Source organism: Wolbachia endosymbiont (group B) of Episyrphus balteatus (genome assembly GCF_947250575.1).
Classification (GTDB): domain Bacteria; phylum Pseudomonadota; class Alphaproteobacteria; order Rickettsiales; family Anaplasmataceae; genus Wolbachia.
Window position 1 is genome coordinate 991712 of the sequence record NZ_OX366325.1, and the last position, 14201, is coordinate 1005912.

Genomic DNA, 14201 nt, shown 5'->3' on the forward strand with positions numbered 1-14201 from the left:
CCTGTATTAGTTAAAATTGGAATTACTAGCGCTACTTTTTTGTTGTTGACTTTGCTGCTGATACATAGTTTCAAAATCTATAGGATCTAGCATAAGTGGAGGAAACCCACCACTACTTGTAGTTCTTGCAATTACTTCTCTTGCAAAAGGAAAAAGAAAAGTAGGCCCGCCAATAAACAAAGCTTGTCTTACTTCCTCTTCACTCAACTCTTTCAAATTTTCTATTGAAAAAATACCACAATACTTTATCTCACAAATGAAAGCTATACCATTTTTTATATCTTCATCTTTTACCGTCGCTTTGACTTCTATATGCAAAGTAATTTCATGAAAAGGTTTTTCTTCATTTATTCCTTCTTTGCTTTCCGTTCCTTCTAATTTTGCTGAATTAATATTAACCGTCACATTAATATCGGGAGCTTTACTAGAAGGAAGGAATGGCGAATTTGGATTCTCAAACGAAAGATCTTTGACATACTGACCATGAATTTTCATTTTGTGTTGTAACATTTCTTACTTCTCCTTTAATTAAGTTGAGATATTTAATACTTTCTTATATAATATATTCATTTATAAACGAATAGCAAACCTAACTATAGGCTAATATGCAAAACATATTTTTATCAATAATTAATAATATTTAGATACTTTATATACCAAGGGGTTAAGTTACCATGATAGAGCTTGTAATATATGCTTTACTAGCGGCGTTTATTTTTTCACGCTTATACAATTCTTTAGGAAGATCAGCCAGTCTCAACCTAAAAAAGCTAACAGTTGTATTGGATGCAAGTCAAAGTAAAGAGGATGTGGTAGAAAATATCGAAGATTATATTTATAGCAACGACAAAAGTTCAATAGAAGCTATTTATAAACAAATATTACAAAAAAACAGAGATTTCTCTATTTCCAATTTTATAGAAGGTTCAAGCATAGCTTTTGAATTAATAATTAAATATTTTAACCAAGGGAATTTACCTCAATTAAAATCCCTTCTGGACAAAGATTTGTATAACAGCTTTGTGGATAAGATTAAGCATCGTAAAGAGATACACGAGTCTATAATTGTTTCTATCGTTTCACAAAAGATCTTAGAAATAAAGCTAGTAAAAAACGTAATATTTATTGCAGTATATTTCCTTTCAGAGCAAATTAACTTCGTTAAGAATAATGAAGGAGATATCATATCAGGTAGTATGTCTACTATTAACAAAGTTGAGGATGTATGGCAATTCAAAAAAAATATTAATTCATCAGATCCAACCTGGTTGCTTGTTTCCATTAACTACAAGAAGGCAAGTACCGATAAAAATTTAACAGCAAATGACAAGTAAGATTAGTTACACCGATGGAAAGTAGGCTACGAGAAATAGTACTTGATACTGAAACTACAGGTCTTGACACTGAGTCTGGCCATCGAATTATTGAGATAGGATGTGTAGAACTAATTAACCGTATTCCAACAGGTAAAACATTTCATCGATATCTTAATCCAGAGAGAGATATACCTTACCACTCATTTAAGATTCATGGTATTAGTGAGGAGTTTTTGGAAGATAAGCCACTATTTTCAGATGTTGCACTTGAATTTCTTGACTTCATATCTAATGACATCTTGGTAATTCATAATGCTGAGTTTGATATTAAGTTCCTTAATATGGAGTTAAACAAGTTGAATGCCGGGTTAATTTCCTCAGATAGAGTGCTAGATACATTACCACTTGCAAGAAAAAAGTTTGTAGGATCACCTGCTTCTTTAAATGCATTATGCAAGCGTTTTGATATATCGCTAGAAGGTAGAGAGTTACACGGAGCATTAGTTGATGCTCAATTGCTTGCAAAGGTCTATGTTGAGCTTACAGGAGGATTGCAAACCTTTTTATTTAATAATGAATGTGCTCAGGACAATAACTCTACGTTTATTCAGCATAAAGTGCGTAATTTAGCTCGCAGAGAACATTCACCAAGTATTAAAGAAATTGATGAGCATAAGAAATTGTTAGATAAAATTAACAACCCACTTTGGAAGGAATATATTGAATCAATCAACTAATCAATATATGATTTAACTTTATTGGAAACGCTTTAATGATAAAGTTTATAAGGTTATTGTCTAGTTTGCTAATAACAGTAGCAGCTATCTTCTTAGGTTATTGTTATTTTACCAAGCAAGGCATATTTGTTTCACAAAATACAGAAATTAAGGTAGGTGGAGATTTTTCTTTGATCAATCAAGACGGACAAACAGTACGCAGTAGTGATTTTAAAAATAAGTATATGATGATTTTTTTCGGATTTTCCTCATGCAAAAGAATTTGCCCTATGAATCTCGGCATAATTTCAGAAACACTTGCAAAGTTAGATAAGAAAACTGACAATAAGCTACAAACATTTTTTATCACAGTTGATCCTGAGCGCGATAACACAGAAAGGCTTAAAGAATTTCAGCAGCAATTTGACCATAGAATACAAATGCTAACTGGTGAAAGACAAAAAATAGATGAAGTGGTTGCAAAGTATAAAGTATATGCAAGTAAAGTAGATGGAGAAGAGGAAATTAACCATTCTTCAATGATATACCTTATTAGCCCTGAAGGAAAATATGTCACACACTTTGTAGCTGATTTAAATTCAGATGAAAGTCAATCTGATAAGATTCTGGCTGAGATAAAAAAATATGTAAGCTGAACTAAAGAGCTTAGCTTACTTTAAATTTATGCTAACAGCTATTTTGATTAAACTAAGTCGTTTTTTTAATTTTTTCTAGGATCAACTCAGCAGCTTTTTGTTCAGCAATTTTCTTACTAGAAGCGCATGCAGAAACTTTGCCATAATTCTCTATGAAAATTGATATAGTAAACTCAGGATTGTGTGCTGGTCCAGTTTGTTTTACAAGTTCATACTCTGGTAAAGGTAATTTGTTTTTCTGAGTCCACTCTTGCAGTGAAGTTTTAGGATCTTGAGGAGGATCGAGGATGTCTTTAGCTAGCTTTTCCCAATGTCGGATAATAAATTTTTCAACACTCTCAAGTCCACCGTCAATATAAATTGCACCTATTAGTGCCTCAAGCGAATTTTCTAAATTTTTTAAGTTACATTTCCCTCCGTTGCAACGTTCACTATTATTCATGATGATAAAGTTACCTAACTCTATTTCTTTAGCAACATTAGCAATGGTACTGCCACAAACTAGATCCGTTTTTCTTTTTGCCAATGCTCCTTCTTTTTCTTCAGGAAACATTTTAAACAGCATAGCAGATACAACCATGTTCAAAATACTATCGCCCAAAAACTCTAGCCTTTCGTAGCTTACGATCTGGTCTTCGCTATTCCTTTTATTTACGCTTGGATGGGTTAATGCCTCTTCTAATATTGCATGATCTGTAAATTTATAATTAATAACTTTAGATATTATATCGTTCAAAACTTTCATGTTCATCATTCAAAAGAAAAGCACTCCCTATCATACCTTTACACTAAAAAGTTAGCTCTACTTTACTAAAACAATATCAATAACTTCCAAAATTAATGTATACAACCCACTGCTTCAGTAATGTTACTAAATCCATCTCTTTTTACCAATTCTGCAAGCTCCAGATTGATTTTGTTCACAACTTGATGCCCCTGATATACGAGAGCAGTGTACAGTTGTACTAAAGAGGCTCCTGCCTTTATTTTTTCATATGCGTCAATACCACTTGAAACTCCCCCACATCCTATCAATAGAATCCTGCTCTTAGTAAGCTTGTACATATCACTCAATAACTCGGTTGAAAGTTGAAACAATGGTCTGCCGCTCAACCCACCACTCTCATTATAGTAAGAATCTCGACTTATCGTAGTGTTGCTTACTATTAAGCCGTCAATTTTATATTCTAGTGCAAGCTCAGCGATATCTTCTTTTGCTTGCTGATCTATATCTGGAGAAATTTTTAATATTATCGGTATCGATTCAGAGCTATCGATTGATTTCCGAGTTAGAGTGATAGATTTCAACAATTTGGATAATTCTTGTTTATTGTGCAAATCGCGCAAGTTAGGTGTGTTTGGGGATGAGATGTTCAGTACTATATAATTGCTCTTTCCATATACTATCTTTATTAAGTCAACATAATCGCTGATTTGGTCCTTTGATGTACTGTTTCTTCCTATATTTATACCAAAAATACAATCACCAAGTTTAGTTTCACTTATCTGTTTAAGAAAATAGTCTACTCCTTTATTATTAAATCCCAATCTATTAATTATTCCTTCATCTTTAATTAATCGAAAAATTCTCGGTTTTTTGTTTCCATATTGGGGATGTTTAGTTACAGTACCAGCCTCAATAAATCCAAAACCAAATGAGAGCATCGGCTTTATAACTTCCGCATTTTTATCAAAACCTGCAGCAAGACCTACAGGACTCCTAATTTTATTACCAAAAAAGTTTACATTTAAAGACTTAGGTAGTTCTATAGGTTTCCTACAGGGCATCTTTTTTAACGCCGTTATTACCAAGGAGTGAGCAATTTCAGGCGGCAGTAAAAACAATAAATTACGTAATATCATTTTGTAAAACACTTTGCTTATTTTTAGTTTATTTTTTACCATGCAACAAGAATAACTTAGAAAGCTTGAGGTTTATCAAAATAGTAAGTATATAGTTTCTATGAGTAGTAAAAACTAATTTTTCTGAAGGGAAACCAGAACTTGATCAGTATTTTTATCTACTAATTCGAGGTAGCCAAATTTGTTAATTTGAGATTTTATTAGTATAGGAATCTTATTTCGATTTAAATAAAATCCCTGTTTTGATTGTTTATTAATCCGCAACCTTACATCCCCATTTTTCCAAGCAAGCATCTTATTTATTCCAGATTTTTCTTTACAATTATCTTCATTTACAAATCCTAAGTATTCATCTTCTGAAGAAGATATTGCAATCTTGCATATTCTATACCCTACCCAATTCCCTAGATATGGATCAGTATCGTCTTTTTCGTGAAGCTTGAACTCTCCTTTGACATATTCCCATGGAGCTTTTGCATCACCTACCTTTTTTAGAAAGAGTACGTCCTGATCAAAGTTTATAATGGTCCTTGTATGAAATGTTGTTAAGCTTGTGTCCCATAATAGTTTTTCTGTGATGCTAAAATGCTCTTTATCCTTTTGCATATTTTGAAATGATACGATTATCACATCTGCTCCAACTTCTCTTCCATAGTTAACATATTGACTAGCACGCCCATGTTTGGCTGTGAATGATGACTTACCTATTAACAGAAAGTCATTAAATAACGCATTATATATAGTCTGTGCACTGTAAGCTGTACCGACGTAAACCGGCTGTTTGTTGGATGAAGGGTACTTTTCTGGTGCAAGATGAGTATACGAGCTCTTTAATAAATAGTGAAAAGTGCAACTGGTAAGCAAGAAGGGCAAACCAATCAATAATAAAACTTCTGTTAATCTCTTTGGCATTTTACTGCTTATATTTTGAATATAGTATCTTATTTTTTTAAATATTTCATTAAAAGCCACACTTCTTGTTAAAATTTCAGAAGAAAAAACGATCTAATTGGAGTAAGAGGCCGGGACCGGAATTGAACCGGTATAAAAGGATTTGCAGTCCTCCGCATAAGCCATTCTGCCACCCAGCCGTTTTTTATGCATAGATATCCATTATATCTTTTAGCATAGATAAAGCATCCTCTCTTTTTCTTTGAAAAGTGTTACGCCCGATAATTGAACCATTACCACCGCCTTGCTTAATTTCTTTCGCTTCATTGCATATGTCATTCACTGATTTTGACTCGCCACCAGAAAAAACTACTATTCTTTTCCCTGCAAAACAAGATCTTTTAACATATTCAATTCTTTTAGATAATGACTCAATATTTTCTGTTTCTATTTTCTCCCTTTCCAAATAGTTAATTGGAAGTTTTACTTTGATTATATTAGCGCCAAGTAAAGCTGCTATGTGCGCAGCATAGGCAATAACATCAACTGCTGTTTCGCCTTCTTTGGAAATTCCTTCACCGCGTGGATAAGACCATAGCACTACGGCAAGGCCGCAAGACTTAGCCTCAGCTATAATTTCGCGAGCTTCTTCCATCATATCGAAGCACTTAGCAGAACCAGGATATATAGTAAACCCAACAGCTACGCAACCCAAACGCAGCGCATCTTTTACAGAAGCAGTTATTGCTTGATCAGAAGTTAAGTTTTTCGAGTGCAAGGAGTTAGCACTATTAAGCTTCAAAATAAGTGGTAGCATTCCAGCATAAGTTGAAGCACCAGCTTCGATCATACCAAGCGGAGCAGCGTACGCGCTTACTCCCGAATCAACTGCAAGCTGAAAATGATAATGCGGATCGTAAGCATTAGGGTTAACTTCAAAACTTTTTATTGGCCCATGCTCAAATCCTTGATCTACAGGGAGAATTACTAACTTGCCAGTTCCACTAAGTTTTCCATGCATAAGAATACGAGCAAGATTTGCTTTTACCCCAGGATTTTCACTTTCGTAATAATCTAGAATTCGGTTTACTTCTTTACTCATTAACACCTTCAAGTTTGCTTAAAGTGTAGCAAAAACCATAGTTGAAGCAAAGATCTTTTTATGCTCTTGTTCCTACACCTATATTTAAAGGTGTAACTTTAGGATCGGTGGTGTGCTGCTGTGGTTTTTCTTGAATTAAATCTTCAAAATACATTTTAACAATAGGAAGAATGAGTGGCATAAGCACTAATTTGTAGTCATACCATGCAAATTTTTCCTTGTAGCTAAATTCTGTGTCTTCTTCATATAAACGCTGAATGCAGTGTTCGCTATATAATTCAGAAGCTTTCGTAAAAGTTCTAAGTAAAGCAATAAGTAATAAATCCAATGCCAAATTAACTATCAGCATTGTTCCATATTGAACAGGACAGCCATTTTGTGCAATTTCCGATGCTAAACTGCACACAGCAAACGCTGCTGCCATACATATCACATAATTATCAGCAGCAATAAGTAGATTGTATCTTCTATTTAACCTATCTAGATTTTCCTCTTGTGAGCCTCTTTGTTTACTTGCTGCATAGATAATACTACAAAAGGATATAATAAATAACCATGGCCAAACTCCGATGCTGAATGCATAAAATTTATAAGCAATATTTTGCACTTTGCCACTGTTAGCAAGCTGCGATAAGCAATATTTGACTTTATGCGACGGACCAAGTACCACATTTGCTAATATAAAAAATAAACATGCTCTATTCACAGCTTTCTCTCTACGCAATAGAATCTCATTGATTCTCCTTTGTTTTTCCTGCACTTCTCGCTGTAATGTTATAGATATGCCAGCTGCTTTTAAGTCGTTAAGATATTTCTCTAGCTTATCTTTATCTGCACTAAGTTTTTTAAACTTTTCTTCAGCTATTTTTTTCTCTTTCTCTCCTACTACTTTATCAGGGTGACATTTTAATGAAGCTCTTCTAAAGTGCCGCTCAACTAACTTAAGTACATCATCAAACTCCTGGCTTATTACTTCTTCTGCTTTTATTCCCAGCCTTGAAAATAAGTTCTGTAAATCTTGATTACTGTAATATTGATTTCTGGTTAAACTTGCCACTATAGCCTCATTAAAAAATAGTGACTATACTACAAATTTAATACTCAAGCAAGAATTTAAACTATATCAAAAGCAATTTCTTGTTTATCCATATAAATCCTTAATTTCTTTCCTTTGATTAATTGACGATTCAGCATTTCTTCAGCCAAATGACTTTTTATCTCTTTTTCAATCAACCTCTCTATCGGACGTGCTCCCATTTCTTTGCTGTAGCCAGTTTGTGCAAGATAAAACTTTACTTCCTCTTCGACTGAGCAACTTATGCCCTTTTGCATAAGTTGCTTTTTCAATTCTTGAACAAATTTATCCACAATATACAAAATGACATCTAAATTGAGGTCAGAAAAAGAAATGACTGCATCCAAGCGATTACGAAATTCAGGGCTAAAAATCCGTTCTACTGCTTTTTCGCTATCACCAATATTAAAGTCCTTATACCCAAAGCCAATAGAACTTTTGCTACGCTCAAATGCACCTGCATTGGTTGTCATAATTAAAATTGTATTGGAAAAATTAACTTTACGCCCGTAAGTATCTGTAACATAACCATAATCCATGACTTGTAGTAATATATTGTAAATATCACTATGAGCTTTCTCAATTTCATCAAGAAGTACCACACTATATTGATTGTTAGATACAGATTCTGTAAGCAATCCACCTTGGTCGTAACCCACATATCCAGGAGGGGAACCAATCATTCTAGATATTGTGTGAGGTTCCATATACTCGGACATATCAAATCGTATAAGGTTCATACCCATATTCTGTGCTAATTTCTTTGCAAGCTCAGTCTTACCTACGCCAGTTGGTCCTGCAAAAAGATAATTTGCCAAGGGTTTACTGTAACTTCTTAGACCAGATTTAGCAATTTTAATAGAATTAACAAGAGACTCTATCGCTTGCTCTTGACCAAAAATGGCTTTCTTGAGATTTTCTTTCAAAGATTTTACTCTTTGCACATCATCAAGCTCGCAAGGTACGTTTGTAATCCTAGTGATAGTATTCTTAATATCTCTACTGTTTATAATTTTTCGCCTGTTTTTTTGTAACTTACAATACGCCCCTGCTTCATCTATAACATCAACTGCTTTATCAGGTAATATTCGCCCAGTAATATACTTGTGTGAAAGTTCAGCTGCAGATTTAATGGCATGTTTCGTGTAATATACCCCATGATACCTTTCATAGTAATGCTTTATACCATCTAGTATCTTTACTGTATCATTAATAGAAGACTCTTTTACATTAATTTTTTGAAACCTCCTTGCTAATGCTTTATCCTTTTCAAAGCTATTGCTATATTCTCTATATGTAGTTGCACCTATACAACGCAACGCACCTCTTGCAAGTGCAGGTTTGAGCAGATTGCCAGCATCAAGAAAGCTGCCACTTGTTGAACCTGCTCCAATAATAGTGTGTATTTCATCAATGAAAAGAATAGCGCCAGGTTTTGCCTCAATTACTTTTATTATAGATTTTATTCTCTCTTCGAAGTCACCTCTATAGCGTGTTCCTGCAAGAAGTGATCCTAAATCCAAAGCATAAATTATGCTGGATCTCAGTGCACTCGGAACACTACCTTCAATAATTTTCAATACCAAGCCTTCAACTATTGTTGTTTTACCAACACCTGGTTCTCCGACATATAAAGGGTTATTTTTTCTGCGTCTTAGCAAGATTTCTATAGTGCGATTTAATTCATAATCACGACCAATGACATAATCTATTTTTTTGCTTCTTGCATAATCATTTAAATTTCTACAATAATTTTGTAGAACTTCTTCATCTTTTAATAATTCACCTTTATTTGCTACAGTAGAGATATCGTTATTCTTATCAAGTTTTATCTTGCGATTAGTTACATATTCTTCTATATCACCTGAATATTTTATATTGGATATGTTATAAATCAAATTAGAACCCTTTGCATTCTGTTTGCGTAATAGCTCTTCAATATATAAATCTTGCTCAGACAGAATCTCTAATAGAATACTTGCTCCATTTATTTCTTTTCTTCCCAGACGATGAGCTCGTATCATGGCTTTATGTATTATGCGTTGAAATAGCACATCAGGCTCAACTTTATTGACAGTTAATTCGGAGTTGTCTTGTAAAAAACCTTTTGTATTATTACCACGATCATTCCTTAATATAATATTATCTATATTTATGATTTCACCAGCTCTGATGTTACATCTTGATAAAACATAATTTACATCCACATCTTTGGTTAATGCTAGCAACAAATGTTCCACTTTTGCATATTTAAGCTTACAATCAGAAGCAATCTGTAACGCTCTATTTAAACTTGCCTCTAAATTTTTAGAAATCATCTATTCTCTTTAAAAGTGTAAATTTATATATAATTAGTAGCACACAATTATTAAAAAAACTGAAATCTAGCAGCTCGTTGTAGCCAAATTGAATTAAGCTACAGATTATAGTCCACACAGCCTAACATTATACCGTTGTGATAATCTCAAAACGTTATAAGCAGCAGAACTAAGATTATCAAATTGTAGGTAAATCTAATTTGGGCTAGCTATATATTCTTTCTACCATCCTCCAATCACTTCACTTTGCAGCAAGTTTACTGGAGCTTTTAAAGAATAGAAGAATAGTTAAGTACATTAATACGCTTTTTCTAGTACTCTGCTTTTCTTCTTAAATACATTGATCTTTTTTCTACCGTATTTAGCCTTTAACGTACTTGGCCTTTTAAAGATCTTTTTGCTGTTACGTTTTTGAGATTGCATACTACAATCAAAATTTGGCTCTCCTTCTTTATCTGCTAGTGAAGGCAGTCTTCTCTTATCTTGAGGTGTAACAAAAGATAATGCAAATCCTTCAGCTCCCGCACGTGCAGTTCTACCTATACGATGAACATAATCAGCTTGCGATTGTGGTACATCATAATTGATAACATGTTGAATGTGCGGAATATCAAGGCCGCGAGAAGCAACATCTGTTGCAACCATGATTTGATTGCGGCCACGACGAAAAGAATCAATGACTCTTTCACGCTTGTGCTGCCTTAAATCACCATGAATTGCCAAAGCGCTATAGTCATCTTTGTGCAATTTGTCAGCTAGCTGATCCGCTCCTCGCTTTGTTTTAACAAAAATAATGATCGATCCTTTGCGCTGACATAATTGTGTAACAAGCTTGCCATATTTTTCTGATTCTGATGCATAAACAACTTCTTGTTTAATTTTTACAGAAGTTGTAGCCTGGCAATCAACAGAAACACGCTCTGGTTGATTAAGATATTTTTCAGTAAGTTTTACTATTTCTCCAGGAAGAGTTGCAGAAAACATAAGATTTTGCCTTATTTTAGGCAAATGCTTCATAATTTCTTCAATCTGAATTCCAAAGCCCATATCAAACATACGATCCGTCTCATCAAGCACAAGAATACCAACATTCCGAGTAACTAAAGTTTTACGCTCAATATGGTCTATAATACGACCAGGAGTACCTATTATAATTTGTGGTTTTTTCTGAAGCTGATTTAGCTGCCTAAAAATAGGCTCGCCTCCGATCAACAAAGCAACTCTTAGTAAAGAACTTTGAGATAAGAGTTTTCTTATCTCACTTGTTACCTGATGAGCAAGCTCTCTGGTTGGCACGATGACTAAAGCTGAACCAATGCTTGGCTCATTCATCAATTTAGCAACCAGTGGAATAGCAAACGCTAAGGTTTTTCCAGTTCCCGTTTGAGCAGACCCAAGAATATCTTTGCCCTGAAGAGCTAGAGGAATCGCTTGCACCTGAATCGGGGTTGGAACACAAAGATTATTTTTACTTAGAGCTTGCCTAAGCAAAGTTGGAAGCCCCATTTCATGAAAATTACTCACAATACATTACCCTATTAAAAAGCTTCACGATAGACTAATCTTCCAATCTTAAATTTATTGCAGACTTTTTATTTTCTCCGTTCCTACCACGCTCTTCTTTAAGCTCATAACTTACTCTTTCCCCTTTCATTCCTCCCTTTTTATCCTCTCCTCGAAGTGCATCAGGTCTTATTCCTGAACGTTCTAATGTACTAACATGTAAAAAAACGTCCTCACCTTTACCTTCTGGCTTAATGAAACCATAGCCTTTTTCAACATTAAACCATTTTATATTACCAAATTCCATATGGATAACTCCTAAACTACTAACTAATATTATTAATGTGATGAAAAACTTTGAAATTACGATTTAGAATGCTTTAAGCTTAGTTACTGCAACTAAACTTCTATACTCCATAGTCTATTCTTAACATTACATAGTAATATTACACAATTATTGTACTTAATGCAACTAAAATTTTTAATCACTAAGTGAACCTGCTACTGTCATTTCGCTAACTTTAATCGTTGGTGAATTAAACTGCCCACAGAAAGTTAGGTCATTTGCAACAACTAAATTGCTAAACATATTTTTCAAATTGTCGGCAACAGTAATCTCGTGTATTGGATACGTTATTTTACCATTTTCTATAAAAAATCCGCATGCACCTTGACTATAATCGCCATTGATTAAATTAACACCAAAACCAAATAAATCAGTTACATATATTCCTTCTTTTACTTCGTCAATTAATTCCTTAAACGATCTATTACCATTTTTGAAATAGAAATTACTAGCTGAAGGAATAATTGCAGCATTACTTGCACGAGTTGCATTTGCGGTCGTTTCCAAGTTTAATTTCCTAGCCGAATATAGATCTAAAATCCAGTTTTGCAGTACTCCATTTTTTACAAATTCATTTCTTCTGCTCATTATTCCTTCCCCGTCAAACGGTCTTGATGTTATACCCCTTGGTAACAATGGGTCATCAATAATGCTAATCTCAGTATTAAAAATTTGATTATTTAAACTATTTCTCAAAAAAGAGCTATTATTTACAATATTGCTACCATTTATGGCAGAAGCAAAGCTCTTTACTAGCTCTTTTGCTGCTCTTTTTTCAAAAACAACCGGAAATTTGCCTGTCCTGATTGTACATGAACCCAATTGATCTATTGCTCTTTTTGCTGCTTCTTTCCCTATTGACTCCGGTGTTTTTAAATCACTGAAGTTGCATGCTACATCGTAATCGTAGCCTATTTTCATTTCACTCTTTTCTCCAGCAACAACAGAAACCTGATTAACAAAAGTTGACTTACTAAATGAACCAACAAAACCAGAAACGGTTGATAATACTGTATTTACTGAAGTATGTGAAGATGAAGCTCCTTCGGAATTAATAATATTTTTATGTGCAAGAGCTGAATTTTCTGTAGCTTCAGTAATTTCTTTTAATTTATCAATTGTTACAACATTATTATCTGAGATATTTAAATCTGCAGAAGAGATATAATTACTGCCATCTACAGCAAAACTAATATAAGGATCTTCCTGGGCATTCTTTGCCATTTCCACCACTTGGCTCACTGCACTACTAAGATTATTCAAATCGTTTGTGGAAATATACGCAGCTTTGTTCTTACCTGCTATAGCTCTAATTCCGACAGTACAGTTTCTAGATTGTGATATTTGTTCAATTTTTGATAGACGCTGAGAAACCGAGGTCTTATTAGTTTCATATATTGTAACTTCTGCGTCTTGATTCTGCTTTTTTATTAGTTTAGTGATATCTGCTGCAATATTTAATATATTCATTTTTCATTCCTTGAGTTTCTATAAAGATTCTGCACCACCTATAACTTCAATCAAATCAGTTGTAATTGCTGCTTGACGAGAACGATTATAAAGTAATGCTAGTTTATTTAGCATTTCTTTTGTATTTCTGTTTGCTGATTCCATAGCAACCATCCTAGCACTATTTTCACTTGCTGCACTTTCAAGTAAAGCAGAATAAAGAGCAGCTGTAACATAATCTTGAGTCAAAGATTTTAAAATAAACTCAATATTTTGTGGTTCATACTCATAGCTGTAATCTGTTAGAGGACTAACTACAGAATTATCAATTAATAATGAGTCTTTACTCCATGGTTTTATTGTTTCTAATATTGGCTTTTGCATGAAGGTATTATAGAATTTACTGTAAAAAACCTTAACTTTATTGTATTTACTTAGATCTATATCACTAACCAAGGCTTCCACACGCTTTAGTGTGATTCCCTTACTATTTTCAACCTTCAAGATATTTTTAGAATTAAATCTATTTTTGCCTGTCTCAAAAGCTTTCTTACCAAAAAAAACAATGTCTACTTTCTTATCATTTGCAATTAATTTGTTTATATGCTCCTGACTGAATTTAACAACAGAGGAGTTAAAGCTGCCACATAAACCACGATCAGATGCAATAATAAATACTAGGAAAGAATCTTCATTATTGATATTTAGAATTCTTGCTAGTAACTCTTGATCCGCTGATAGCGCTAGTGAAGAAATAATGCTATGCAGCTTAGATATATGCAATTTTGAATTTGATAATTTCTTTTGGCTTTGTAATAATTTTGCTGCAGAAACCATTTGCATTATTTTCGTGGTTTTCTGCACAGACTTAATATTTTTAATTCTTAAGGATAATTCCTTTAAGCTCTTCATTTTGTATATAATTCTAATTTATTAAAATATATAACTGGTAATGTCTAAAAACAA

The 14201-nt window shown here is 33.6% G+C and carries 14 protein-coding genes and 1 tRNA gene; 3 read left to right on the forward strand and 12 right to left on the reverse strand.

What is annotated here, in order from left to right:
* Positions 1-6 precede the first annotated feature (6 nt).
* Positions 7-510 carry a protein-export chaperone SecB gene (gene secB / locus OOL05_RS04680; protein ID WP_064085710.1) on the reverse strand — a complete coding sequence of 168 codons (504 nt, stop codon included), beginning with the start codon at positions 508-510 and terminating at the stop codon, positions 7-9.
* Between the two features lie 164 nt (positions 511-674).
* Here secB and OOL05_RS04685 point away from each other — a divergent pair, with 164 nt between their 5' ends.
* Genes OOL05_RS04685 through OOL05_RS04695 form a run of 3 tightly spaced genes read left to right on the forward strand, consistent with a single transcriptional unit; the run spans position 675 to position 2688 of the window.
* Positions 675-1334 (forward strand): Tim44/TimA family putative adaptor protein, encoded by a 660-nt coding sequence (locus OOL05_RS04685; RefSeq protein WP_264730016.1) that lies wholly within the window; start codon positions 675-677, stop codon positions 1332-1334.
* Between the two features lie 14 nt (positions 1335-1348).
* Positions 1349-2053 carry a DNA polymerase III subunit epsilon gene (gene dnaQ, locus OOL05_RS04690; RefSeq protein ID WP_010404360.1) on the forward strand — a complete coding sequence of 235 codons (705 nt, stop codon included), beginning with the start codon at positions 1349-1351 and terminating at the stop codon, positions 2051-2053.
* Positions 2054-2088: 35 nt separating this feature from the next.
* A complete protein-coding gene (locus OOL05_RS04695) occupies positions 2089-2688 on the forward strand; it encodes an SCO family protein (RefSeq protein ID WP_010404358.1) in 600 nt (199 codons plus the stop codon).
* A gap of 52 nt (positions 2689-2740) precedes the next feature.
* On the opposite strand, the gene rnc is transcribed toward OOL05_RS04695, so the two are convergent.
* The 11 genes from rnc to atpG form a co-directional block, all read right to left on the reverse strand.
* Positions 2741-3433, reverse strand: a complete 693-nt coding sequence (gene rnc, locus OOL05_RS04700; protein WP_029237654.1) for a ribonuclease III — start codon at positions 3431-3433, stop codon at positions 2741-2743.
* A 92-nt stretch (positions 3434-3525) separates the two neighbouring features.
* Positions 3526-4593, reverse strand: a complete 1068-nt coding sequence (locus OOL05_RS04705; protein ID WP_264375958.1) for a quinone-dependent dihydroorotate dehydrogenase — start codon at positions 4591-4593, stop codon at positions 3526-3528.
* A gap of 72 nt (positions 4594-4665) precedes the next feature.
* The gene (locus OOL05_RS04710; protein WP_006015735.1) at positions 4666-5463 is read right to left on the reverse strand and encodes a hypothetical protein; all 798 of its coding nucleotides are present in this window, start codon (positions 5461-5463) and stop codon (positions 4666-4668) included.
* 107 nt (positions 5464-5570) lie between these two features.
* Positions 5571-5642, reverse strand: a tRNA-Cys gene (locus OOL05_RS04715).
* A 5-nt stretch (positions 5643-5647) separates the two neighbouring features.
* On the reverse strand, positions 5648-6544 hold the full coding sequence (locus OOL05_RS04720) for a class I fructose-bisphosphate aldolase (RefSeq protein WP_264375960.1): 897 nt from the start codon (positions 6542-6544) through the stop codon (positions 5648-5650).
* Between the two features lie 58 nt (positions 6545-6602).
* Positions 6603-7601, reverse strand: coding sequence for a molecular chaperone DnaJ (locus OOL05_RS04725; RefSeq protein ID WP_264375961.1), 999 nt, complete (start codon positions 7599-7601; stop codon positions 6603-6605).
* Between the two features lie 56 nt (positions 7602-7657).
* Complete coding sequence (locus tag OOL05_RS04730) at positions 7658-9937, reverse strand: AAA family ATPase (RefSeq protein ID WP_264730019.1); 2280 nt, start codon at positions 9935-9937, stop codon at positions 7658-7660.
* A 297-nt stretch (positions 9938-10234) separates the two neighbouring features.
* Positions 10235-11461 (reverse strand): DEAD/DEAH box helicase, encoded by a 1227-nt coding sequence (locus OOL05_RS04735; protein ID WP_264375962.1) that lies wholly within the window; start codon positions 11459-11461, stop codon positions 10235-10237.
* Between the two features lie 34 nt (positions 11462-11495).
* The gene (locus OOL05_RS04740; RefSeq protein ID WP_064085705.1) at positions 11496-11747 is read right to left on the reverse strand and encodes a cold-shock protein; all 252 of its coding nucleotides are present in this window, start codon (positions 11745-11747) and stop codon (positions 11496-11498) included.
* Positions 11748-11921: 174 nt separating this feature from the next.
* Positions 11922-13256: a TldD/PmbA family protein gene (locus OOL05_RS04745; protein ID WP_264730021.1), complete on the reverse strand. Its 1335-nt coding sequence runs from the start codon at positions 13254-13256 to the stop codon at positions 11922-11924.
* An 18-nt stretch (positions 13257-13274) separates the two neighbouring features.
* The gene (gene atpG, locus OOL05_RS04750; RefSeq protein WP_063630933.1) at positions 13275-14147 is read right to left on the reverse strand and encodes an ATP synthase F1 subunit gamma; all 873 of its coding nucleotides are present in this window, start codon (positions 14145-14147) and stop codon (positions 13275-13277) included.
* Positions 14148-14201 lie beyond the last annotated feature (54 nt).